The 21,477-nt window shown below is 63.0% G+C and carries 25 protein-coding genes; 18 read left to right on the top strand and 7 right to left on the bottom strand.

Features of this window, described 5'->3' with window-relative positions; all coding sequences use genetic code 11:
* Window positions 1-9: 9 nt before the first annotated feature.
* From coaA to tsaD, 7 genes are all read left to right on the top strand, one after another.
* Window positions 10-969, top strand: coding sequence for a type I pantothenate kinase (gene coaA, locus ACIPVK_RS07895; RefSeq protein ID WP_407611437.1), 960 nt, complete (start codon window positions 10-12; stop codon window positions 967-969).
* A gap of 93 nt (window positions 970-1,062) precedes the next feature.
* The gene (mscL, locus tag ACIPVK_RS07890) at window positions 1,063-1,461 is read left to right on the top strand and encodes a large conductance mechanosensitive channel protein MscL (protein WP_407611413.1); all 399 of its coding nucleotides are present in this window, start codon (window positions 1,063-1,065) and stop codon (window positions 1,459-1,461) included.
* Between the two features lie 252 nt (window positions 1,462-1,713).
* On the top strand, window positions 1,714-2,829 hold the full coding sequence (gene alr / locus ACIPVK_RS07885) for an alanine racemase (protein WP_407611436.1): 1,116 nt from the start codon (window positions 1,714-1,716) through the stop codon (window positions 2,827-2,829).
* Complete coding sequence (tsaE, locus tag ACIPVK_RS07880; RefSeq protein WP_407611412.1) at window positions 2,822-3,370, top strand: tRNA (adenosine(37)-N6)-threonylcarbamoyltransferase complex ATPase subunit type 1 TsaE; 549 nt, start codon at window positions 2,822-2,824, stop codon at window positions 3,368-3,370. Before alr ends, tsaE begins: the two co-directional genes overlap by 8 nt.
* A 21-nt stretch (window positions 3,371-3,391) precedes the next feature.
* The gene (gene tsaB, locus ACIPVK_RS07875) at window positions 3,392-4,063 is read left to right on the top strand and encodes a tRNA (adenosine(37)-N6)-threonylcarbamoyltransferase complex dimerization subunit type 1 TsaB (RefSeq protein ID WP_407611411.1); all 672 of its coding nucleotides are present in this window, start codon (window positions 3,392-3,394) and stop codon (window positions 4,061-4,063) included.
* Between the two features lie 8 nt (window positions 4,064-4,071).
* Window positions 4,072-4,545 carry a ribosomal protein S18-alanine N-acetyltransferase gene (gene rimI, locus ACIPVK_RS07870; protein ID WP_407611435.1) on the top strand — a complete coding sequence of 158 codons (474 nt, stop codon included), beginning with the start codon at window positions 4,072-4,074 and terminating at the stop codon, window positions 4,543-4,545.
* Between the two features lie 99 nt (window positions 4,546-4,644).
* On the top strand, window positions 4,645-5,718 hold the full coding sequence (gene tsaD / locus ACIPVK_RS07865) for a tRNA (adenosine(37)-N6)-threonylcarbamoyltransferase complex transferase subunit TsaD (RefSeq protein ID WP_407611410.1): 1,074 nt from the start codon (window positions 4,645-4,647) through the stop codon (window positions 5,716-5,718).
* Between the two features lie 77 nt (window positions 5,719-5,795).
* On the opposite strand, the gene ACIPVK_RS07860 is transcribed toward tsaD, so the two are convergent.
* The 7 genes from ACIPVK_RS07860 to ACIPVK_RS07830 all read right to left on the bottom strand — a co-directional run bounded on the left by ACIPVK_RS07860 (window position 5,796) and on the right by ACIPVK_RS07830 (window position 12,853).
* The gene (locus tag ACIPVK_RS07860) at window positions 5,796-6,938 is read right to left on the bottom strand and encodes a glutamate--cysteine ligase (protein WP_407611409.1); all 1,143 of its coding nucleotides are present in this window, start codon (window positions 6,936-6,938) and stop codon (window positions 5,796-5,798) included.
* Window positions 6,939-7,078: 140 nt separating this feature from the next.
* Window positions 7,079-8,329, bottom strand: coding sequence for a THUMP-like domain-containing protein (locus ACIPVK_RS07855; RefSeq protein ID WP_407611408.1), 1,251 nt, complete (start codon window positions 8,327-8,329; stop codon window positions 7,079-7,081).
* A gap of 105 nt (window positions 8,330-8,434) precedes the next feature.
* Entirely contained in the window at window positions 8,435-9,304 is an 870-nt protein-coding gene (locus ACIPVK_RS07850) for a GDSL-type esterase/lipase family protein (RefSeq protein ID WP_407611407.1), read from the bottom strand.
* Between the two features lie 380 nt (window positions 9,305-9,684).
* Window positions 9,685-10,059, bottom strand: a complete 375-nt coding sequence (gene fliW / locus ACIPVK_RS07845) for a flagellar assembly protein FliW (RefSeq protein ID WP_407611406.1) — start codon at window positions 10,057-10,059, stop codon at window positions 9,685-9,687.
* Entirely contained in the window at window positions 10,056-10,931 is an 876-nt protein-coding gene (gene flgL / locus ACIPVK_RS07840) for a flagellar hook-associated protein FlgL (protein ID WP_407611405.1), read from the bottom strand. The genes fliW and flgL overlap by 4 nt, the downstream gene beginning before the upstream one ends.
* Window positions 10,932-10,943: 12 nt before the next feature.
* Window positions 10,944-12,359, bottom strand: coding sequence for a flagellar hook-associated protein FlgK (gene flgK / locus ACIPVK_RS07835; protein WP_407611404.1), 1,416 nt, complete (start codon window positions 12,357-12,359; stop codon window positions 10,944-10,946).
* Window positions 12,360-12,367: 8 nt separating this feature from the next.
* Window positions 12,368-12,853, bottom strand: coding sequence for a flagellar protein FlgN (locus ACIPVK_RS07830; RefSeq protein ID WP_407611403.1), 486 nt, complete (start codon window positions 12,851-12,853; stop codon window positions 12,368-12,370).
* Between the two features lie 238 nt (window positions 12,854-13,091).
* On the opposite strand from ACIPVK_RS07830, the gene ACIPVK_RS07825 reads away from it, so the two are divergent.
* The 11 genes from ACIPVK_RS07825 to ACIPVK_RS07775 all read left to right on the top strand — a co-directional run bounded on the left by ACIPVK_RS07825 (window position 13,092) and on the right by ACIPVK_RS07775 (window position 21,477).
* Window positions 13,092-13,892 carry a sigma-70 family RNA polymerase sigma factor gene (locus tag ACIPVK_RS07825; RefSeq protein ID WP_407611402.1) on the top strand — a complete coding sequence of 267 codons (801 nt, stop codon included), beginning with the start codon at window positions 13,092-13,094 and terminating at the stop codon, window positions 13,890-13,892.
* Window positions 13,893-14,024: 132 nt separating this feature from the next.
* The gene (locus ACIPVK_RS07820) at window positions 14,025-14,888 is read left to right on the top strand and encodes a flagellin (protein WP_407611401.1); all 864 of its coding nucleotides are present in this window, start codon (window positions 14,025-14,027) and stop codon (window positions 14,886-14,888) included.
* Window positions 14,889-15,049: 161 nt separating this feature from the next.
* Window positions 15,050-16,357, top strand: a complete 1,308-nt coding sequence (fliD, locus tag ACIPVK_RS07815; RefSeq protein WP_407611400.1) for a flagellar filament capping protein FliD — start codon at window positions 15,050-15,052, stop codon at window positions 16,355-16,357.
* Window positions 16,357-16,770 (top strand): flagellar export chaperone FliS, encoded by a 414-nt coding sequence (gene fliS / locus ACIPVK_RS07810; protein WP_407611399.1) that lies wholly within the window; start codon window positions 16,357-16,359, stop codon window positions 16,768-16,770. Before fliD ends, fliS begins: the two co-directional genes overlap by 1 nt.
* Window positions 16,771-16,876: 106 nt before the next feature.
* Window positions 16,877-17,092, top strand: coding sequence for a hypothetical protein (locus tag ACIPVK_RS07805; protein ID WP_407611398.1), 216 nt, complete (start codon window positions 16,877-16,879; stop codon window positions 17,090-17,092).
* A 113-nt stretch (window positions 17,093-17,205) separates the two neighbouring features.
* Window positions 17,206-17,547 (top strand): flagellar basal body rod protein FlgB, encoded by a 342-nt coding sequence (locus ACIPVK_RS07800; RefSeq protein WP_407611397.1) that lies wholly within the window; start codon window positions 17,206-17,208, stop codon window positions 17,545-17,547.
* Window positions 17,547-17,939 (top strand): flagellar basal body rod protein FlgC, encoded by a 393-nt coding sequence (locus tag ACIPVK_RS07795; RefSeq protein WP_407611396.1) that lies wholly within the window; start codon window positions 17,547-17,549, stop codon window positions 17,937-17,939. Before ACIPVK_RS07800 ends, ACIPVK_RS07795 begins: the two co-directional genes overlap by 1 nt.
* Complete coding sequence (locus tag ACIPVK_RS07790) at window positions 17,939-18,247, top strand: flagellar hook-basal body complex protein FliE (protein ID WP_407611395.1); 309 nt, start codon at window positions 17,939-17,941, stop codon at window positions 18,245-18,247. Before ACIPVK_RS07795 ends, ACIPVK_RS07790 begins: the two co-directional genes overlap by 1 nt.
* Window positions 18,247-19,845 (top strand): flagellar basal-body MS-ring/collar protein FliF, encoded by a 1,599-nt coding sequence (gene fliF / locus ACIPVK_RS07785; RefSeq protein WP_407611394.1) that lies wholly within the window; start codon window positions 18,247-18,249, stop codon window positions 19,843-19,845. Before ACIPVK_RS07790 ends, fliF begins: the two co-directional genes overlap by 1 nt.
* Window positions 19,845-20,873: a flagellar motor switch protein FliG gene (fliG, locus tag ACIPVK_RS07780; protein ID WP_407611393.1), complete on the top strand. Its 1,029-nt coding sequence runs from the start codon at window positions 19,845-19,847 to the stop codon at window positions 20,871-20,873. The genes fliF and fliG overlap by 1 nt, the downstream gene beginning before the upstream one ends.
* Entirely contained in the window at window positions 20,863-21,477 is a 615-nt protein-coding gene (locus tag ACIPVK_RS07775) for a FliH/SctL family protein (RefSeq protein ID WP_407611392.1), read from the top strand. The genes fliG and ACIPVK_RS07775 overlap by 11 nt, the downstream gene beginning before the upstream one ends.

Genomic DNA, 21,477 nt, shown 5'->3' with positions numbered 1-21,477 from the left:
ATTCAAGGCGTGAATGGACAGCGTGCGGTCGACTACAGTGCTACACCCTTCGTCGAATTGGACCGCCAAACCTGGGCAAGACTGTCCAACGAACTCAAGCAGCCGCTGGATGAAGCGGACCTGCGCCGCCTCAGCGGCCTGGGCGAACAACTCAACCTCGCCGAGGTACGTGAGGTCTATCTTCCGCTATCGCGCCTGCTCAACCTCTATGTCCAGGGATCGGCGTCGCTGCACCAGGCCACCAACACCTTCCTGGGGGAGAGCACCAGGCGCACGCCGTTTGTCATTGGCGTGGCGGGTTCGGTGGCAGTGGGCAAGTCAACGACGGCCCGCGTGCTCCAGGAACTGTTGAGGCGCTGGCCCGACACCCCCGACGTGCAGCTGATCACCACGGACGGCTTCCTGTATCCGAACGCGGATCTGGAAAAACGCGGCATCATGCACCGCAAGGGATTCCCGGAATCCTATGACCGTCGTCGCTTGTTGCGTTTTGTCTCCGAGGTGAAGTCCGGTGCACCGGAGGTGCGCGCCCCCTGGTATTCGCACCTCACCTACGACATCGTCCCGGACAAGGAAGTCGTCGTGCGTTCCCCGCAGGTGTTGATCGTGGAGGGTCTGAACGTGCTGCAGCCGGCCCGGGCCCGCCTCGACGGCACGGCGGGCCTTGCCCTGAGTGATTTCTTTGACTTCTCCGTCTATGTCGACGCCCGAACGGCGGACATCGAGGAGTGGTACATCCGCCGGTTCATGAAGCTGCGTTCCGGCGCGTTCTCGGATCCCGCGTCATATTTCCATCGCTATGCATCGCTGAGCGACGAAGAAGCCAGGGAAACCGCGCACGGGATCTGGAAGCGGATCAATGAGCCGAACCTGCGGGAAAATGTCATTCCCACGCGTGGCCGCGCGCAGCTGGTGCTCAGCAAATCGGCGGACCATTCGATCCGCAGGATGCTGCTTCGCAAGATCTGAGACTCGAATTTTTGGGTGAACGTATCGAGAATTTCCCAAAAAGTTTCCGCGTCGTGCCTGTTGACCACCGTGATTGTGTGTAAAGCTGGGCACATGCTCAAGGGATTCAAAGAATTTATTATGAAGGGCAATGTCGTTGACCTTGCCGTTGCCGTTGTCATTGGTGCTGCTTTTGGCGCCGTGATCAATTCATTGGTGGAGAACATCATCATGCCGCTGATCGCGGCAGTGGTAGGTTCGCCGAACTTCGACAGTTTCCTCATTGTCGGGATCAACGGAGTTGACATCAAGTTCGGTGTCTTCCTCACCGTTCTGGTGAACTTCATCCTCATTGCTGCTGCCATCTACTTCCTCGTCGTCGTGCCGATGAAGCATCTCGAGGAAAAGCGCCAGGCCCGCCTTGGCGTTGAAGAGCCGGGAGAAGAGATCGACCCGCAGCTTGCACTGCTGGCCGAAATCCGCGACGAACTTCGCACCAACCGAACCGTCTAATTCACTGCGGGCCCTTCCGGTCCGCCCGACACGTTGCCCCGGCGGCCAGATCCCATGATCAGGCCACCGGGGCTTCGTCGTACCCGGCGCAGCCCCGGCCATGGACCTGGAGCGGGTGGCGTGGCCTTGAAGCAAGCACCACGGCGATAGTGGGATGATGGATTGGTGAGTGCACAATCAACCCAACAGACCGACAAACCAACCCACGCCCAAGATGAGACAACGACGTCTTCCTGGGAACGGCGCGCCGTCATCGATCTGGCCAATGTCCGCGAAAACGTCAAGCGCGTGGCCGAGCTCGTGGCCCCGGCCGCGGTCATGGCAGTGGTCAAGGCGGACGGCTACGGACACGGGGCGGTGGCCGTTGGACGTGCGGCGGTGCAGGCCGGAGCCACCTGGTTGGGCTGCGCCCACGTCTCCGAGGCCCTGAAACTGCGCGAAGCGGGGCTGGAGACTCCACTGCTGGCATGGCTGCACACCGAGGGGACACCCTTCGAGGCAGCGATTGCCGCGAACATCGATTTGGCGGTCTCGGGCTGGGAACTCGAGCATGTGGCCCGGGCAGCGCAGGCAGCCGCCCAGCCCGCACGTGTCCACCTGAAGATCGACACCGGCCTGGGGCGCAACGGCTGCACGGCCGACCAATGGGAGCTGCTTTTGGGACAGGCGGCCAGCTACCAGGAGGAGGGCCTGATGCGCGTGGTCGGTGTCTTCTCCCACCTGGCCGTGGCCGACGAGCCCGAACGCCCGGAAACCGACGACCAGCTGGCAGCCTTCAACCAAGCCGTCGCCCTGGCCGAGGATGCGGGATTCGACCTCGAGGTGCGGCATATTGCCAACACCCCCGCGATCCTCACCCGTCCCGATGCCCACTACGACATGGTGCGGCTCGGACTTGGCTTGTACGGGCTGAGCCCCTTTGCCGGGGAAGACCCCTCGCGCTACGGATTGCGCCCCGCGATGACATTGATGAGCCGGATCGCCAACGTGAAGAAGGTCCCTGCGGGGCAGGGCGTGGGCTACGGCTTGCGCTACCACACCGAGAAGGAAACCTACCTGGGCCTGGTCCCCATGGGCTACGCCGACGGTGTGCCGCGTGCTGCCTTGAACGCCCCGGTGAGCATCAACGGCAAGACCTACCTGGTTCGCGGCACCATTGCAATGGACCAGTTCGTGGTGGACCTGGGCCCCGATGTCGACGTGGCGGAAATCCTTGGTTCCGAGGTCATCCTCTTTGGCGAGGGCGGCCCGAGCGTGACCGAATGGGCAGACGCCGCGGGAACCATCAACTACGAAATCGTCACCCGCATCTCGCCACGCGTTCCGCGCCGGCTGGTGGAGGGAACTTGGGGAGAATCCGGTGAGTGAGGCCTCGATTGCCGCCGAGCTTGCGGTGGGAGACATCGCCGAAACCCGCGACTTCGCACACCGGCTCGGAGAGATCATGCGTGCCGGTGACCTGGTCATCCTGACGGGGGAGCTCGGTGCGGGAAAAACCACCTTCACCCAGGGACTCGGACTGGGGATGGGCGTGCGCGAAGGCATCATCTCGCCGACGTTCGTGATTTCCCGCATCCACCCCGCTCTGGGCCACGGCCCGGACCTGGTGCACGTCGATGCCTACCGGCTGGCCAGCGCCGCGGAACTCGACGACCTTGACCTTGAAGCGAGCATGGGCCAATCCGTCACGGTGGTGGAGTGGGGCGCGGGGAAGGTCGAACAGCTCAGCGATTCCAGGCTTGAAATCGTGCTGCTACGCCCCGGCTCGGCCGAAATCCACGAGGACCTGGTCTTCGACTTCAATGAGGGCGAGGACGACGAGCCACGCACCATCAGGGTCGCGGCCTTTGGCCCGCGCTGGGAGAACGATCCCGGGCTTGCCGCGCTGTTGACCGACTTCGAACGCTAGAACAACGAGGGAACCGCATACATGCTTGTACTGGCCATTGACACCTCCGCCAACGCCTCGGCGGCCCTGCTGGAATCGGACGGCACCACCGTCAACGTGGTGGGCACCTTCACCTCGAGCGTCGGCAACGACCACGCCGAGGTCCTGGCCCCGGCCATCGAGTCGCTGCTCGCACAGGCCGGCCGCCGGATCCCGGACGCCATCGCGGTCGGGGTGGGCCCCGGGCCCTTCACCGGGCTGCGCGCGGGACTGGCCACCGCTCGGACCCTGGGCTTTGTCTGGGACATCCCGGTCCATGGGGTGATGAGCCTGGACGCCATTGCCCTTGACGCCGTGGTGCAGGAACCGGCCGGGGACTTCACCGTTGCGATCGATGCGCGGCGCAAGGAACTCTACTGGGCCCGCTACGACAAGACCGGAAAGCTGCTTGATGGCCCGCACGTCACGACCGCCGAGGAACTGCCGGCGGGACCCGTTTACGGGGCCGGTGGCGGACTGTATGCCGAACGCCTGGCCGCCGCGGGAGCCGAAGTGGTCCCGGGCTTTGGACACCTGCACCCCGGCGCGGTTTCGCTGGGAACCCGTGCGCTGCGCGCCCTGGTTGCCGGGGAGGCACTGTTGGGGACCGAACCGCTTTACCTGCGCGAATCCGATGCCAAGGTTCCCGCGGTCATGAAGGGAAAGCTGCTGTGAACCGACCCATGGCCAACCCCGCCGTGGCGGGTCTGGAGACCCGTGAAATGGTTCACGCCGACGTGGCCGAGGTCTGGGAGATGGAAAAGGCGCTCTTCCCCACCGATGCCTGGCCGCAGGACATGTTTGTTGGCGAGCTGGAGCAGAAGGCAACCCGGAATTACTGGGTGGTGCTGGATGGCGGGAAGATCGTTGCCTATTGCGGGCTGATGTGCGTGCTGCCGTTGGCCGACGTGCAGACCATTGCGGTGGCACCGGAGTATGAGGGGCGGGGAATCGGGACGCACCTGTTGCGCCTGATGATCGACACTGCGATCGGCCGCAGTGCCACGGACTTGCTGCTCGAGGTCCGCGCGGACAACCCCCGCGCCCAGGAGCTCTATTCGCGCCACGGCTTTGATGCCATCCACCGCAGGGCCAGGTACTACCGCGACGGGGTCGACGCCATCATCATGCGCAAGGTGCTCATCCTGACCGATTGAGCGGTCGTGGGCAGCGGCCCCGGGCCCCGGCTTGACGGTTTTTGCCCATCCCGGGGCCCGCTTCGCCCAAACCGGGGTGGGCAACCTAAAATTGGTTCCATGTCCCCATCTGCACCGCTTGTTCTTGGCATCGAATCCTCCTGTGATGAAACCGGGGTGGGTATCGTGCGTGGAACCGAACTCTTGGTCAACGCCGTGGCCTCCTCGATGGAGGAGCACGTGCGTTTCGGTGGTGTCATTCCCGAGATTGCTTCCCGCGCCCATCTGGATGCCTTTGTCCCGACGCTCGAGTCGGCGCTCAAGGACGCGGGGGTGAGCCTGGCGGAGATCGACGCGATTGCGGTGACCAGCGGACCCGGGCTATCCGGCGCCCTGATGGTGGGGGTGTCGGCGGCCAAGGCCCTGGCCCTGGCCACGGGCAAGCCCCTCTACGCGATCAACCACCTGGTCGCACATGTGGGCGTGGGCATCCTGGACGGGGGAGAGCTGCCCGAGAACCTCGGTGCGCTGCTGGTCTCCGGCGGCCACACCGAAATCCTGCAGGTCAATTCGCTCACCTCCGATGTGCGCTTGCTGGGCGCCACGATCGATGACGCGGCGGGCGAAGCATATGACAAGGTCGCCCGCTTGCTGGGCCTGGGTTACCCGGGAGGCCCTGTCATCGACCGTATCGCCAAGGAAGGCGATCCGAAGGCCATCAGGTTCCCGCGGGGCCTGACACTGCCCAAGTTCATCGGAACCGAGGAAGACCCGGGAAAGCACCGCCACGATTTTTCCTTCTCCGGTCTCAAGACCGCCGTCGCGCGCTGCGTCGAGCAATACCAAAAACGCGGCGAGGAGGTGCCGGTGGCCGACATCGCGGCCAGCTTCCAGGAAGCCGTGGTGGACGTGATCACGTCCAAGGCCGTGCGTGCCTGCCGGGAACACGGCCTGACAAACCTTTTGCTCGGAGGCGGGGTGGCGGCCAATTCGCGCCTGCGCGAGCTGCTGGCGGCACGCTGCTCCTCGGCAGGGATCACCCTGCGTGTGCCGCCGCGCAGCCTGTGCACCGACAATGGCGCCATGGTCGCGGCCCTGGGAGCCCAGCTCGTGGCCGATAACGTGCTGCCGAGCGGGCTGAAGTTCTCCACCGATTCCGGACAGCCGGTGAGCCTGATTTCATTGGCCGTCTAGAAACGGCCGGGAACGCGAAAGGGTGGTTGGGTCAAAATGCCCATCCACCCTTTCGCGCAGGTACCCGATTGCGTTGTTTAGGCCAGGTGCATCCGGCGGACGTTGTCCTTGACAACCTCGCGCAGGTTGCCGTTGTTGGCCGAAGCAATCTTGTGCTGCCACTGGTAGCCGGCGCCACCCTTGATGATGCGTTCCACATCGGCGAGCTCGGCACTGCAGCCCAGCTTTTCGGCAACGGGAGCAAGCCGAACGAGCTCCTGGCGCAGGTGCTCGGTAACGAGCATTTCATCCCCGGCGGCATTGAGGATGATGATGGCCTCCATGCCGTAACGGGCGGCGCGCCACTTGTTTTCGACCCGATACCACGGCGGCATAACGGGGATGGATCCGCCGTTGTCCAGCGTGGTGGACATGTCATCCACCAGGCATTGGGTGAGGGCGGCGATGGCGCCGATGTCCTGCAGGGAGGAGAGCCCGTCGGAGATTCGCATTTCAACGGTCCCGAAGCGAGGGACCGGGCGCACGTCCCAGCGGATCTCGGAGATGTCGTCAATCACGCCGGTGTGCAGCATGTCGGCGACGTAGGCCTCGTACTGTTCCCAGGTCGGGAAGTGGTACGGGATCCCGGCGGTGGGAAGCTGCTGGAACATCAAGGCGCGGTGCGAGGCATAACCGGTGTCCTCCCCGCCCCAGAAGGGGCTGGAGGCCGAGAGCGCCTGGAAGTGCGCCTGATAGTTGATCAGCCCGTCAACCACCGGCAGGGCCTTGGCCCGGGAATCCAGGCCCACGTGCACGTGCACCCCGTAGATCACCATCTGCTGGCCCCACCACTGGGTGCGGTCGATCATCTTCGCATAGCGGTCCTTGTCGGTGACCGGCTGCAGCTTGGGAGGCGCGAACGGGTGGGAGCCGGCGCAGTAGAGATCGACGTCCATGGGGTCGGTGACCTCGCGGACCGCCACGAGGTTCTCATGCAGTTGGGCCTTGGCCTGGGCCACTGTTTCGCATACACCTGTGACGATCTCCACGGTGTTCAGCAGCAGTTCCTGCTTCACGTGGGGATGTTCCTCGTCGACGGCCAGTGAGCCGTGGCGAACGTTCAATTCAGCCAGGACTTCCTCGGCGACCGAGCGCAGGTCGGAAGTATGGCGATCCACCAAGGCAACTTCCCATTCCACGCCAAGTGTGGACTGGCGTGATGATGCGAAATCTATCTGCATCGACCCTCCATTTCTTAAGGGCGAATCACGCCACTATGTTCTTGCTGCCAGTCTATCGAGCGAAATGGCACGGTTGATGCCACCGCCGGCGGATCGGCGGCATTATTTGGTCCACCCAGGTATTCGTGCGCCCACTCCGGCTAGACCGGCTCCACCTCGATGGCGTAGCGCTGCTCGCCGACCCGGGTGAGGATCAGGGTGGCCTTGTTCTTGGCGTCGCGCCCGGTGCCCGCCAGCAGGATCTTGCGCAGTTCCTCCGGGGTGACATCCATGCCGCGCTTCTTGATGTCCAGCACGCCGATCTTCTCTGCCTTGACCCAGGCACGAAGGTTCTTCACATGGTAGGGCCGGACGGCCAGGACCTTGTAGGCCTTGGCCAGCGGTGTTTCAACCGGCTCCGCGGTGCTGAAGTAGGCGATGCGCGGGTCGATCAGGTGCCCGCCGGTGGTCTTGAGCAATTCGTCGATCAGCCCGGCACGGATCACTGCGCCGTCGGGCTCGTAAATGTAGGAATCGATTTCGCCCACCGGCACGTCTCCGCGCAGCGCGGCGTCGGGGTCGAAGTCCACGGGGCTCGTCAGCTCCGTGGCGCCGTGGGCGGCAATGACCAAGGCGGCGCGGCGGATCCCGGGGCGGGCGAGCGGGCCGAACCAGAGCGCGGCCTCCGTGACGTCACCATTGATCGACACCCATTGGACCTCGCAATTAGCCGGAACCGCTTCATGGGGCAGTCCCGGGCCCATCTTCACCCCCACCGCAAGGCCTCGGTCGGCCAGCGATTCGACGAAGGACAGGGGCGGGCTAAAGGCCTCCGGGTCGAAGATCCGCGAGGTGCCGGAAGTGTCGGTGGTGCGACGGGCAGGATCCAGCCACACCCCGTCAAAGCCTGTCAGGTCGAACTCTGTCGCATCCCCATTGACGACGGTGGCGGTGGGCCACGGCATGAGGTTCAGGGTGGCGGCTGCCGCGGTGGTCTCGTCCATCTCCACGGCGGTGACTTCGAGCTCGGCGCTGGCCAACGCGAGTGAATCGGCACCGATTCCGCATCCGAGGTCGGCAACCCTCTTGATCCCGGCACGGGTGAAGCGCTGGGCGTGGAGACCGGCGAGCTTGAGCCGAGTCGCCTGTTCCAGGCCGGCCGGGGTAAAAACCATGCGGTCGGCAAAGGGGCCGAATTTGGTTCGGGCCCTGGAGCGAAGCTGGGCCTGCTGGACCACCGCCGTCACCAATTCCACCGGGTGGCCGGCCTTGCGCAAGGACAGATTGAGGTTCAGTGCCGCTTCCTTGGTTCCGGCGGCGGACGGGTCAACCGAGTTCAGCAGTTCCCACCCCTGGGGTGTCAACAGGATTGCCAGCTGGGATGCTGCGGCCTCGGAGCTTTGATTTGCCATGGGTTCAAGCCTAGTACGGATGGCGTCGGGTCCGCGGCTCGGCAGTAGGTAAGCGCGGCACCGTGGTGTCTGCACGGTCCAGCGCTTACCTATCTTGCGCCAAACCTAGCGCACCAACTGGTTCAGGTGGATGTGGTTGCGCACCGCCGGATAATAGCCCTCGAGATATCCGGTGGTTGTCGGGTGCAGGTTGAACGGGTCGGCGAGGTTTGCCAGGTTGAAGTAGATCCAGGGATCACCGGCACCCAGGCCATGGTTGTTGAACGGTCCTAGCACGGGAACGAACTTGGCGCTCGTTTCCTCTGCGGCGGTCCGGATGGCCTCGTTCAGCAAGTCCCCGAGGTCGTTCAGGTCCCTGGCGCGGGCGGCCGTGATCAATGGTTGGTCGCCGTTGGAAGTGGTGAACAGTCGAGGGTAGCCAAGCACCAGGACCTTCCCGGCCGTCGCCGAATCCAGCAACTGCAGCGTTTGGCGGGCCGAGGCGCCGATTGCCGGGATCAGGGAAGCACCGATGGCCAGGGCCTGCTCGCAGGTGGCATCTGAACCCATGGTGCTGCATGCAAGAACCAGTCCCCGGATGTCCAAGTCATTGGCGCCGAGAGTAAGCGTGGTCAGGTCTGCAGCAGCAAGCTGCGGTGCGAGAACGGAGGTGACACCGGCAATTTCCGTGGTGGTCAGGCCGGCGCAGGCAGCGTTGATGGCCAGATCCACGTTCTCCATGGCCGCAATCTTGCTGACGTGCGTTGGACCGCTGCCCTGTAGGCAACCGGGCAACGGGCCGGCAGCCAGGGATCCGGAGCCGAATCCGGCGGAGTACGAGTCTCCGAGGTTGACGTAGTTGACCACCCCGGAAGAGCTGGCTTCGGTTGGCGTGGCAAGGGCCGTGGCCGGCCCCATGCCGGTGAGGGTCATCGCGAAGGCTGCGATTCCGGTGGAAAAAATGGCGAGAAGTCGAGGTGCTTTGATGCGTGCCATGGGAAAGTTCCCCCTGCTTTCAACATGGCGGGACGTCGATGACATACCGCCGATTGCCCGAATGGTCGGGTGGCCATCGGCGGGGCAACAGGCCGTTTTCGGCGGGTCCCCGTGATCCGTACCCCAAGGCCCGGACCATGTTCCGGCCGCACGGATTGCATGGCCGGTTTTCCAAACGGCGAGACCGAAGCAGCAGGCTCGCACGTACGGCCAATCCTAGGGCGCACTTTCCCCATAAGACAGGTTTGAGGGAAAAGGGATTAGTGCGGGAACCAAGCTGCGCGAGGTGAAGCAGGGGCCCAATAGGTAGGATTTTTGGAAGCTGTCGCCTCTCACTTGCACGTAATCCGAGCCACCGCCGGGGCAACGAACAGTACGGCCTAGTGCGGCAGCGCCCAGCGGATGGGCCATTCTTGGCCCTCAAGGATTAGTTGGGCGCAACTACCGGTATCGGCATTGAACACCAACGGGGCGAACAGGTTGACGGTTGCGTGGTGGTCGGAGGTGTTCACAATGACCAGGACGCCTCGGGAACCCGGCTCCGGATCTCCCACCAGTGCCATTTGTTCGTTGGTGAAGACCGGCTTGTAGTCTGCCAGGTGCAGGGCGGCGTCCAACACAAAAAGGCGTAGCCCGGCGGCTTGCGGCGAGCCCAGCGCGTACAAGCCCAGTGCACCCTCCACGGGGTCCAACAACAACGTGGTCGCTTCGGGGAAACCAGGGACGGCGGCTGCTGGAACCAGTACCCGGCTCACCGCAGGAAATCCATCAGCGAGGGCTGAAGGGTGCGCGAGGCCGCGGACAGGGCAGCCTGGTAGGCGACCTCCTGGGTCTTGAGTTCCAGGATCACTGAACCTAGATCGATGTCCTCAATGCCGCTCCGTCGAGCCTCCAGGGAAACGGAATCCGCAAGCAACGCATCGCCGGCGGCCAAAACTGCTGCGTGGCTGGCACCGATGGTTGCGTGGGCACCCGAGACCTTTCGGAGACTCATATCGACGTCCCCGATCCGTGACGAAATATTCGTTCCCGCGCGCAGATCCGCTGCGATTTCCTTCACGAGCTGAAAGACGCTGGCGTTGCCCTCTCCGAACACTTGGGCTCCGTCGGCATCGACGCGGACGCTCGAGTTCGCCCCAATGCGACGCTCCACCGCGCTGGTTCCGTTGAATGTGTAATCCGTTTCCACGGCGTTGGATTTATCCGAGGTGCCGGCAAAAACGTGGCGTCCCATGAATTGGGTATTTGCCGCAGTGAGCAGCGCATCGTGAAGTTCATCCAGTTCCAGTGCAATGGCCTCCTTTGCATCTGGCGACAGTGCGCCGTCATTGGCGCCCTTGACCGTGAGGTCGCGTACTTGCTGGAGGAGCTCGGTAGTGGTGGTCATGGCCTTGTCCGTGGTGGAGAGCCAACCGTTGGCGTCCTGGACATTGCGGCTGAACTGTTCGTTCTGGCGCAGCTGTGAGCGCAGTGCCATGACGTTGGCTGTCCCCGCCGGGTCGTCGCTTGGTCTGCCGATTTCCTTCTGGGTACCAGCCTTGTTCTGGATCGTGGCCAAACGCGTCATGGCGGCCTGCAGGTTGCGCTCGGTGGTGGTGGTAAGCGAAGCAGTGGTGATTCGAGTCATGGGCCTTCTCCCTTATCTTCCAACGAGCCCGGTGCGGTTGATGAGCGTGTCGAGCATTTCATCGACTGCCGTCATGACCCGTGCGGCCCCCTGGAAGGCATGCTGGTTGGCAATGAGGGCAACGTTTTCCTCATCGATGGATACCGCCGACACAGATTGCTGGGCACTGACTGCTCCTGCTGCGGCCACCGCTGCCGAGACCGCGTGCTGGGCTTCCGCCTTGGTGGCGGTTCCGATCTTAATGACCATGCTTGACCACAGCGCGTCCGGTCCGTCTGCGGAGTCCCCCAGCGTGGAGATATGGGAGGCATTGGAGCCGTCAAGCTTTCCGCCTCCGGCACCGGCGGTTGCAAGGTCCTTGGCTCCGGTGGCCACTACCTTGAGCGAGCGCGCCGGATCATTTGGATCGAAATCAAAGAACGGAGGGCCGGGAATGCCGTCTACCGTCATTCCGTTGGCTTGCGCCGTATTGACGGTCGTCGCCAGCTTCGAGGCAATGTCGTCCAGCGACTTCGCGGCTTCCGCGAGCGAACCACCGCTGCCGGTGGTATCGGCCGGCGCAAGGAGGGAAACCACCCCGGCGAGGCGGCCCGCCTGCAATGCGACGGGTTGTCCGGGGCGGTGTGCCCACTGCAGGGCCGGAGCGGCTCCTCCATCGAACGTTGGCGATCCGGTGACTTCCAATGGACGGACGGTTGAGCCGGTGACCAAGGCGTTGCCATCTATCAAGACATCCACGCTGCCGTCGGGCAATTCGCGGACGCTTGCCCCGGAGAGCTCGGCGATTACCTGCGTGAGCGCGCTTCGCTGGTCCAGCAATGCATTGGGAGCGCCGCCGGAGGCAATGGAGGAACGGATCTGAGCGTTCAGCCCGGCGACCGTGCTAGCCGCGGAATTGACGTCGTTGACCATGCTGTCCAGGGATTGGCGTTGGGCCGACCACTGGTCGGTGAGCTCGGCGCGGGACAATCCAATCCGGTTGACCACGGCTTTGGCCCGTTCCAGCAGGACAGCGGCGGGGGAGGACTCTCCCGGCTGGTTGGCCACGTCTTCCCAACCGGCCCAGAAGTCATTGAACAATGCTGAGAGGCCGTTTTCTCCAGGTTCCCGCAGGATCCCTTCGAGGTTTGCCAGTCCTTCGGCGCGGGTGTCGGATTGTGCTGCCAGAGCCACGGTTCCACGCACGCGCGCATCCAGATGGGCATCGGCGAGGCGGGCGATCCCGGTCAGCACCACTCCCTGGCCAACGCCGGGGCGGGATGCGAGCAAGCCGGTCGAAGCGACGGATCCAGCCGAGACAAAGTCGGCGCGCTGACGCGTGTAACCGGTCGTTCCCACATTGGCCAAGTTGTTGCCTGCCGTTTCCATGGCTAGGCGGGCCGCATTGAGGCCAGACATGGCCGTATTCAGACCACTGAATGTACTCATGTCAGCTCCTAGAGATTCGTGTCGATGATGTGTGCTCCGGCACTGTGCCCCGCAGATCCTCCGGAAGGGCCATATAGCGAGGTATCTTCGCCCAAGTTCGCCAGTGTCTCCTGAGTGGATCGGTAGGCCGCACGTAAATATTGTTCATTGGCATCCCGCAGACGGGTGATTTCTGCGGTTGTGTCCCGCAGGGCGGTCAAGTGGGCTGTGAGGATCTCGTTCCACGGTCCCGGAGGCGCAGCCTCAATGATCCGGGTCAAGGGTGAAGCCGCGTCGATTCCCCAATTGGAGGCCAACTGGGAGGCCTCCAATGCGCGCGACAGGCCGGCGGCGTGGACTTTCTCGAGAATATTCTCGATCTCCCGCGTCGCCAGCGCTATCCATTGCGACTTTCCGGAAACCAGCAACAAGTGCTCTTCCTCCAATTTGAAGTGAAGCAACTCGAGTAGTTCCCGTTCTTTCCACAACAGGGCTGAAAGCTCATTGGTTCCCATGTTTACATCCTTTCAGACTGTTGCGCCCCCAAAGAATCCCCAGTTATGGGAGTCTATCGGCCGACTCAAAATGAACGTTAGCTGTACAACTTCGAATTGGTATGTTTTCAAGTCTGCTTTTTGGGGATATTCCGGCTAACATCATTTTCGGGGAAATACTCGTTTGGGGAAAAACGTACGTGGCCAGTGGCATTAGCTCGTGGCTTGATCATCACTCAAATTGACAAGGACGATCCGGTTGGAGCGACAGGCACGCAACCAGTTGGTATTAGAGAACCTTCCCCTGGTTGGATATCTCGCGGCAGAGCTGTGCGCCAAGGCGACACATCTTTCGAGAGAAGACCTGGCGTCGGTGGGTGCCATCGCACTCATTACCGCAGCGGATGCCTTCGACGACTCCCTCGGCGTTCCCTTCGGTGCCTATGCCCGCCGACGCATCGTCGGTGCTTTTGCCGACGACATGCGCTCCAATGACTGGGCGACACGAGGAGCCCGGAAAAAAATCACAGAGACCCGGACCGTCCAGGAATCCCTGACGGCGGCGCTGGGCCGGACGCCCACGATTTCCGAGCTCTCCGAGGCACTCGGCATGGACCAGACGGCCACGCTGGCGGTCTTGAATGATTCGGCACGCACGGTGGTGTCCATCGAAGACACCATGAACGACTATTTGGTCTCAGGCACCGAGACCCCAGAAGAGGCCTTGCTCGAGGCGGAGCACACCAAGGTGATCCGGGACGCCGTAGCGGCATTGCCGGAAAACCTGCGCGTCATTATCGAACGCATTTATTTTGCAGGCTCAACGGTGAAAGAGCTCGCCGCCGAAATGGGCGTCACACATTCGGCGGTCTCCCAGCGCCGCACCACCGCCATGAAGTTGCTTCACGAGGGATTGCAAACACGCTACGTGCCGGAGCAGCCACCCGCACCCGAGTCGACGCTCACCCGGGCAGCGACCCATAGGCGGGAACTTTACCTCAAGGACTTTGGGGATCGCGTGGCCGGTGGAATCGTGCGGATTGCCGACAAAAGATATTAGTGTGCAACGCGGCATGCCCGAGGAATTCTTTTCCTGCAACCGCTAACTAGCGCTGCAAGGTGGCCGATAGTCGGTGATTGAGGTCCACGGACGGACCTCAGTAATGACACCCGTCTCACGGAGGAATTCACCATGGGTATGCAGATCAACACCAACATCGCGGCTTTGAACGCTCACCGCAACCTTTCCAACACGCAGAACGACCTCTCCAAGTCGCTGGAGAAGCTGTCCTCGGGCCTGCGCATCAACCGAGCAGCCGACGATGCTGCAGGTCTGTCCATCTCCGAGGGTCTGCGCTCGCAGGTCAACGGCCTCAACATTGCCGCCCGCAACGCTCAGGACGGCATCTCGGTCATCCAGACCGCTGAAGGCGCCCTGACCGAGGTCCACTCCATCCTGCAGCGCATGCGCGACCTTGCTGTCCAGGCTGGTAACGACTCGAACAACGCCGACTCGCGCACCGCGATCCAGACCGAAATCGACGGCCTCGCTTCAGAGCTGAACCGCATCGGCGCCAACACCGAGTTCAACGGCATCAACCTGATGGACGGCTCCACCAAGTCGTTCCAGATCGGTGCCAACGGCAACGAGGCGACCAACGTCTCCAACGTGATCGACGTCAACCTCACCAACCTTTCCACCGCACTGACCGGCGTTGTCACCACGGAGTCCACCGGAGCTGACCTCACCGCGGACATCACGGTTGACTCGCAGGCCAACTCCGCGCTGGCCATTGAAGCAATCGATGCCGCCGTCACCGCCATCAGCACTTCGCGTGCCGAGCTCGGTGCAAAGCAGAACCGCTTCGAGTCCGCCATCAACACCCTCAACGTCACCCGCGAAAACCTTCAGTCCGCAGAATCCCGCATCCGCGACGTCGACATGGCTGGCGAAATGGTCAACTTCACCCGCTCGAACATCCTGTCCCAGGCCGGTACCGCCATGCTCGCGCAGGCCAACCAGTCCAACCAGGGTGTCCTGCAGCTCCTCGGCTAAGCATCCCCAGTCGTTTAGCAAACAGCGGTTCCAAGCCATGCAATTGTTTGGACCCCAGCTAAGCATCCAACGATCTCCCGCGGCAGGTTTCGGCTCATCGAGTCCCTGGCCTGCCGCGGGAGATTTGCGGTATCCACACCATAGGTAGAAGCGGAGTAAACATGGGCCTGGCACTCGACGGACTCGCCAGCGGGCTGGACACCACGTCGCTGATCAGATCCCTCATGCAGGTCGAGGCGATCCCTCAGAACATCCTTAAAAACAAGGTCAGCGCGACCCAGACCATGGTGGCCGCCCTTCAAGCGTTGAACACTCGCGTTGCAGATCTCGCCGCGCTGACCACGAAGCTTTCCAAGCCGGAAACACTGCAACTTTTCAGCACATCGGGAAGCTCCGAGGGACTCAAGGTAACTACGACGGTCGGTGCGAGCGCCGGATCGCTGGACCTTACGGTGACCAAACTGGCTCAAAGCCAGTTGCACGTCTCGGACCCGATTACCGAATGGACAGAATCCAGCTTCACCATCACCGCCGCAGACGGGACCGAGTCGGTCATCTCTGCACAATCGAATTCGCTGGATGACATCATTGCGGCAGTCAATGCCTCCGACTCCGGAGTCAGTGCCGTCAAGGTTTCCGCCGGAAACGACCAATACCGGGTGCAATTTTCCTCCAGCGAGACCGGCGCCGCGAACGCCTTCACGATTTCAGGGACAGCGGTTCCGATGACACAAATCCGTTTGGCGCAAGACGCCGAGGTTACGCTGTGGTCTGGAACGGCCGCCGAGCAAACCGTCAGCTCTGCGACCAATACTTTCGCAGCACTTCTGCCGGGGGTCGACGTCACCGTCTCAAAAGTTTCTACCGAGCCGGTCACCGTATCCGTCGAGCGAGACAGCGACGCCACTTCAAAGGTCGCCTCGGACCTGGTGGATTCCCTCAACGGACTCTTCAATTTCATTGCCACGAATTCCTCGGTCACCTCGGGCACTGGTGGCGCCACTAAGGGCATGATCTTCACCGGCGACAGCACCGCGCGCGATGTGAAACAACGCATCATGGATGCGGCAATCATGCCGATCGATTCCAAGTCCCCTTCGGAAATCGGCATCTCGATCACCAAGGACGGCAAACTCGAGTTTGACGCCGAAAAGTTCGCCAAGGCGTTGGCCGAGGATCCAGCACGGGTCGAGACCGTGCTTCAAACCATTTCCTCGCGTGTCTCGACGGTGGCGACGGCCATGTCAGACAAGTACGACGGCGTTATCACCTCCCGGATCAAGGGCCAGGAGTCCATGGTGTCCCGCTTGGATACACAAATCGAGGATTGGGACCGGCGCCTGAGCGGCAGGGAAGCAACGCTGAAGCGCATCTACTCGGCCCTCGAGGTGCAACTGAGCAACCTCAATTCCCAACAGTCGTACCTGGCCTCGCAATTGGCCTCGCTCCCGACGACCCAGAAGAAGTGATGATGAACCCGGCCCTGAAACGTGCGCAACTGAACCGTGAAGCAATCCTTTCGGCCAGCCCTGCGAGGCTGCTGACTATGCTCTACGACCGGCTCCTGGTGGACTTGAATCGCGCGGAAACTGCGCAGCTCGCCGCAGAATGGACGGTGGCCTCCGAAAACCTGGTGCACGCCCAGTCAATCATTTCCGAGCTCATCTCAAGCCTGAATAGCGATGTATGGTCGGGCGCCAAGGGTCTGCACAGCATCTACGCGTTCGCCACCCAGCTCCTAATCGATGCCAACATCAAACGCGACGCTGGACTCACACGGCAGGCGATCTCGCTGATGGAACCGCTGCGGCAAACTTGGCACGAAGCTGCAACCGCCCCCGTGGCGCCTATTTCAGGAGACGGCGGCATCCGTATTGGCTGAGCAAACGGAATCTGCCGAAATCCGGAAGGCCTGGATGCTTGTCCTAGATGGGATGGCGGACCATCTTGCCCGGCTGCGTACTTGCGCTCAGGATGACACCCGACTCGTGGCACTGCCGGAAACTTCGTGGCAGGCTCCCGTTGCCCGCGGGCCGCTGCCCGTGGAGTTCGAAGTCCGTGCGGCGGTCCTGGTCGAAGAGATGAAAGTGCTGCAGGCAGTGCTTCGTCGGCGACGCGAAGACATCGCTAAGCAGCTGCGGGCCGTAGGAACCGTCCCACGCGATGTATCCCAGACCTCCGTCTATCTGGATTCGGTCGGATAGCCCGAATAGCTAACGGCCAACTGCGAGTGGCCGATTGTCTAGTTTGAGCACGGATTGCTCATTCCCCTTTGCGCCCACGGATGGGCCACACAACGACCTTGGAGCGATTCGTCGTGTTCAATTCCGTCACGTCCCTTGCGCTCGAAAGCGCCTTGGACGGTTTGGCACTGCGCCAGCGTGCCATCGCAAACAACATTGCCAACGTCAACACACCCGGCTACCACGCCCGTCGTGTTGTGTTTGAATCCGCGCTGGCACGGTCCGTGGCAGAAGGCAATGGCCGGGCCGCCGCGAGCACTTCCGCGTCCTTGGAACCCACACGTCTTGACGGAAACAACGTCAATCTGGACACCGAGACGCTCTCCAACATCGACACGGTGCTGCGCTACCAATTCGCCACGCAGGCGGCTTCGGGGCCGTTCAATGCCATTCGCACCGCCCTTCGGAGCAACTAATGCTTGACGCAATCGGAATCGCCGGCAGCGCTCTGACCGTTCACCGCAAATGGCTTGATGCCGTGTCGGACAACCTTGCGAACGCGAACACCGCCACGGCCACCGACGGCGAGGCGTTCCGGGCTCGTTACGTCCTGGCACAGGCTGGCGCCGAAAACACCGGCGTGTATGTCGCCGGTTCGGAATTCGGCAATGCCGAGGGACGGCTCGTGCACGAACCCGACCATCCGCTGGCGGATGAGGAAGGCTATGTCCGTTACCCGGACATTGACATGTCCGAGCAAATGGGGAGCCTAATCATGGCCCAGCGCGGCTACCAGGTGAACGCGGCCGTCGTGGACCGCGCCAAGGAAACTTACCAGGCAGCGCTGCAGATCGGACGCAACCAGTAATGGCCTTCGAAATCGGCCCCGTCGCGGGCGTTAGCCCCACCCTGCCCACCGGATACCTGAAGCCGGCCGGCGCACCAACCACCGACGGCTCAGCCTTTGCCACCGCCCTGGGCGGCGCCGTGGACCAGGTCCAGTCACTGCAAGCCACGTCCAATGATCTTTCAATCAAGGCCGTGACCGGGGACTTGACTGACATCCACGCCGCAACATTGGCCTCGACCCGTTCCGCGGTCGCGCTGGAAATGGCTTCGACCTTCCGGAACCGCGGCGTTGAGGCCTTCAATGAAATCATGAGGATGCAAGCCTAGTGGCCAACGTTCCAGCACCGTTGACCAAGGCCATGGATGCCGTGCGCGGCTTCAGCCTGGCACAGCGCACCATCGCCCTGATCGGCGTCGCCGGCCTGGTCCTGGGAACCATTGCGCTTGTGGCCTTCTTGGGCCAACCCAAAATGACACCGCTGTTCACGGGGCTGGCCCCGGAAGACGCAGCAGGGGTCGTTGAGCAATTGAAGACCGATTCGGTCCCTTATGAGCTCACCGGAGGAGGAAGCACCATCCTGGTGCCCGAAGCCAACGTGTACGACTCGCGGCTCAAGGCCGCCGCTGCGGGGCTGCCCAGCGCGGGGACCAGCGGATACTCGCTGCTTGACGACATGGGTGTGACCTCCAGCGAATTCCAGCAGTCAGTCACCTACAAGCGAGCGCTCGAGGGCGAGCTGGCCACCACCATCCAGGCCATGGACGGCATCAACCTTGCCTCGGTCAAGCTAGCCATCCCCGAACAAACCGTCTTCGTGGATTCCAAGACCGACCCCACCGCATCGATATTCGTCGAAACCAAGCCAAACGTGACATTGGGCAGCGACCAGGTCCAATCCATCGTGCACCTGACCTCCGCCGCGGTCGACGGGCTCAAGGCCGAGGACATCTCGGTCGTTGACTCGACGGGAAAATTGCTTTCCGCCGCGGGCGTCGGGTTGACCGGTGGTGCCGAGAAACAGGCTGCCGACTACGAAACCCGGGTCGCCGGCGTCATCCAGGCCATGCTTGACCGCGTGGTCGGGCCCGGGAACGCCACGGTCGCGGTGGCGGCGGACCTGAGCCTGGAATCGGCGGAACGAACCGAGGAATCCTTCACCAACCCCGAAGGCGAACCCGCGCTGACCGAATCCAGCAAAGAAGAGGAATACGAGGGTACCGGAGGGGCCGGCGCAGGTGTGCTCGGCCCTGACAACATCGCGGTGCCCGGCGGTGCGGGCGGCGAGGGGACCTTCACCTCCACCGACAACCAGCGCACCAACGCCGTGAACAAGGTGACCGAGAACCGCTTGATCCCCTCCGGCAACCTGAACCGCCAGAGCGTGTCGGTAGCCTTGAACTCCGCCGCCACCCAGGGGTTGAGCATTCCGGACATCACTCAAATGGTCAGTACCGCAGCCGGCATCGACGAGGCGCGCAACGACACCGTCAACGTCTCGGTAGTGCCGTTCAATGCCGACGGCGCCGCTGCCGCCGAGGCCGCGCTCGCGGCTGCCGCCGCCGCCGAGGAGGCAGCCCGCACCGCGGAACTTCAGCGCACCCTGATCATTGCCGGAGTCATCGGCTTGGCGCTGATCCTGGCCGTCGTTTACGCGCTGTATGTGCGGCGCAACAAGCAAAACCGCGAACCTGTCGACCTGGGCGAGTTCCGCGAATTCACGTCGCTACCACCGGCACCGGCTCCGGCAGAGGTCACGCACCCGGACACCATGGCCATCAGCCAGGTTCCTGCCACAGCACCTGTGGCCGAATTGGTCACCCCGCACCACGTCAAGCGGGAGGAACTTTCGGCCCTGGCGGCCAAGGATCCAGCCAAGATGGCCGATTACCTGCGCGCCGTGATGGATGACAAGGGGACCGACTAATGGCACAAGGACCCGGCACACCCCGGAAGCTGACGGGCACCCAGAAGGTCGCGATCATGCTTATGCAACTGGACCAGGACCATGCGGCGGAAGTCATGCGCCAGTTCACCGAGTTCGAGGCAGACGAAATCGCTGCGGAACTGGTGCGCCTGCGCCGGGTGGACTCTTCGCTGGTGGAAGACACCGTGCGTGAAATTCACGAACTCGCCACGTCCGGCAAACCCAGCGCTCGTGGCGGGCGGGACATGGCTGCGGGACTGCTCGAGGCGTCCTTCGGCAGCGAAAAGGCCAGCACGGTCATGAATCGCCTGTCGTCCACTATGGCCGGGATGACCTTTGAATTCCTTGACGGCACCGAACCAGCCCATATCGGCTCGCTGCTTGACGGAGAATTGCCGCAAACCATTGCACTCGTCCTGGCTCACCTGCGCCCCGAGGTTGCGTCGGCTGTCTTGGCCGGATTCGAGGGATCGCTGCGCACCGAATCCGCCAGGGCCCTGGCCACCATGGGCACTGCCGTGCCCGAGGCCGTGCGCGTGGTGGCCGAGGAACTGAAGAAGCGGACCGGGTCGGTCATCACCACCCACGAACCGCTCGAGGCGGTCGGCGGCATCCAACCACTGGTTGACATCCTGAACCGCTCGGACATCACGATCGAAAAGGACCTGCTTTCCTCGCTGGACGAGCAGGATCCGGACCTGGCCGAAGAAGTGCGCTCCCGCATGCTCTCCTTCGCGGACCTGGTCAAGTTCGATCGCCGCGACGTACAACGCGTGTTGCGCGGCGTCGACGCTTCAACGCTGGCCTTTGCCCTCAAGGGCGCCGCGGCCGAGGTTGAGGAGACGATCCGTGCGAACATCTCCGACCGCACCAAGGAAATCCTTGACGCGGAGATCTCATCCATGGGCAGGGTCAGGGTCTCACAGGTCGAGGAGGCGCGCGCCGACGTGGTCCAGTCCATCCGGGCACTGGAGGCCAGTGGCGAAATTACGATCAAGCGCGGCGACGAGGAAGACTATGTCCTCTGATCCGACCGCCTTTGAACCTGCGCACTTTGGCGCCCTGGATCTTTCCGACTCGGCCAAGCGCGAGTTGGGCACCTCGCAGGCGCACGGATACGCCACCGGATATGCGCAGGGCATCCGTGCCGCGGAGGCCTGGGCTCGGACCCAGCGCGAGGATCAGGCACGGGTCGCGGCCGAGGCCGATGCCGCGCGTGCCGCCGAACATGCCGAGGCGGTTCGCGCCCTGGGCGCGGCGGCCGCGGCCCTGCACGCACGCACCGTCCCGGTGCTCGAAGCCGCCTCCACCGTGCTGGTGGAATCGGCGTTGCTCTTGGCCGAGAAGATCGTGGGCAGGGAACTGTCCAACGACCGCTTCGGTGCGAAGGCGGCCTTGGATCGGGCCCTGAACGGCATAGACGAAGCCACGGTTCGCCAGATCCGCATGAATCCGCAGGATATTGCGTTGCTGGAACTGGAAACGGTTCCCGGAACCGGCATCGCGCTGGTTGCAGATCCCGTGCTCGCCCGCGGGGATGCGCTGACGGCATTCGACGAAGGATTCCTTGACGCCCGCATCTCCACCGCACTCGAACGGGCCAGTGCTGCGCTGCGCGGGGCAACCCCGTGA

Origin of the sequence: Paeniglutamicibacter sp. MACA_103, assembly GCF_045798555.1 — a bacterium.
GTDB lineage: Bacteria > Actinomycetota > Actinomycetes > Actinomycetales > Micrococcaceae > Paeniglutamicibacter.
The sequence above is the reverse complement of the archived record's forward strand: the minus strand, read 5'-3'. Positions and strand labels throughout refer to the sequence as shown.

What these genes read in the sequence shown, in the direction of transcription:
- flgK (WP_407611404.1), bottom strand. Translation starts at nt 12,359, where the DNA reads ATGAGTACATTCAGTGGTCTGAATACGGCCATGTCTGGCCTCAATGCG.
- ACIPVK_RS07775 (WP_407611392.1), top strand. Translation starts at nt 20,863, where the DNA reads ATGTCCTCTGATCCGACCGCCTTTGAACCTGCGCACTTTGGCGCCCTG.
- mscL (WP_407611413.1), top strand. Translation starts at nt 1,063, where the DNA reads ATGCTCAAGGGATTCAAAGAATTTATTATGAAGGGCAATGTCGTTGAC.
- fliS (WP_407611399.1), top strand. Translation starts at nt 16,357, where the DNA reads ATGATGAACCCGGCCCTGAAACGTGCGCAACTGAACCGTGAAGCAATC.
- ACIPVK_RS07830 (WP_407611403.1), bottom strand. Translation starts at nt 12,853, where the DNA reads ATGGGAACCAATGAGCTTTCAGCCCTGTTGTGGAAAGAACGGGAACTA.
- tsaD (WP_407611410.1), top strand. Translation starts at nt 4,645, where the DNA reads ATGTCCCCATCTGCACCGCTTGTTCTTGGCATCGAATCCTCCTGTGAT.
- fliD (WP_407611400.1), top strand. Translation starts at nt 15,050, where the DNA reads ATGGGCCTGGCACTCGACGGACTCGCCAGCGGGCTGGACACCACGTCG.
- ACIPVK_RS07850 (WP_407611407.1), bottom strand. Translation starts at nt 9,304, where the DNA reads ATGGCACGCATCAAAGCACCTCGACTTCTCGCCATTTTTTCCACCGGA.
- tsaB (WP_407611411.1), top strand. Translation starts at nt 3,392, where the DNA reads ATGCTTGTACTGGCCATTGACACCTCCGCCAACGCCTCGGCGGCCCTG.
- fliG (WP_407611393.1), top strand. Translation starts at nt 19,845, where the DNA reads ATGGCACAAGGACCCGGCACACCCCGGAAGCTGACGGGCACCCAGAAG.
- flgL (WP_407611405.1), bottom strand. Translation starts at nt 10,931, where the DNA reads ATGACTCGAATCACCACTGCTTCGCTTACCACCACCACCGAGCGCAAC.
- ACIPVK_RS07795 (WP_407611396.1), top strand. Translation starts at nt 17,547, where the DNA reads ATGCTTGACGCAATCGGAATCGCCGGCAGCGCTCTGACCGTTCACCGC.
- ACIPVK_RS07790 (WP_407611395.1), top strand. Translation starts at nt 17,939, where the DNA reads ATGGCCTTCGAAATCGGCCCCGTCGCGGGCGTTAGCCCCACCCTGCCC.
- ACIPVK_RS07820 (WP_407611401.1), top strand. Translation starts at nt 14,025, where the DNA reads ATGGGTATGCAGATCAACACCAACATCGCGGCTTTGAACGCTCACCGC.
- ACIPVK_RS07860 (WP_407611409.1), bottom strand. Translation starts at nt 6,938, where the DNA reads ATGCAGATAGATTTCGCATCATCACGCCAGTCCACACTTGGCGTGGAA.
- ACIPVK_RS07855 (WP_407611408.1), bottom strand. Translation starts at nt 8,329, where the DNA reads ATGGCAAATCAAAGCTCCGAGGCCGCAGCATCCCAGCTGGCAATCCTG.
- rimI (WP_407611435.1), top strand. Translation starts at nt 4,072, where the DNA reads ATGGCCAACCCCGCCGTGGCGGGTCTGGAGACCCGTGAAATGGTTCAC.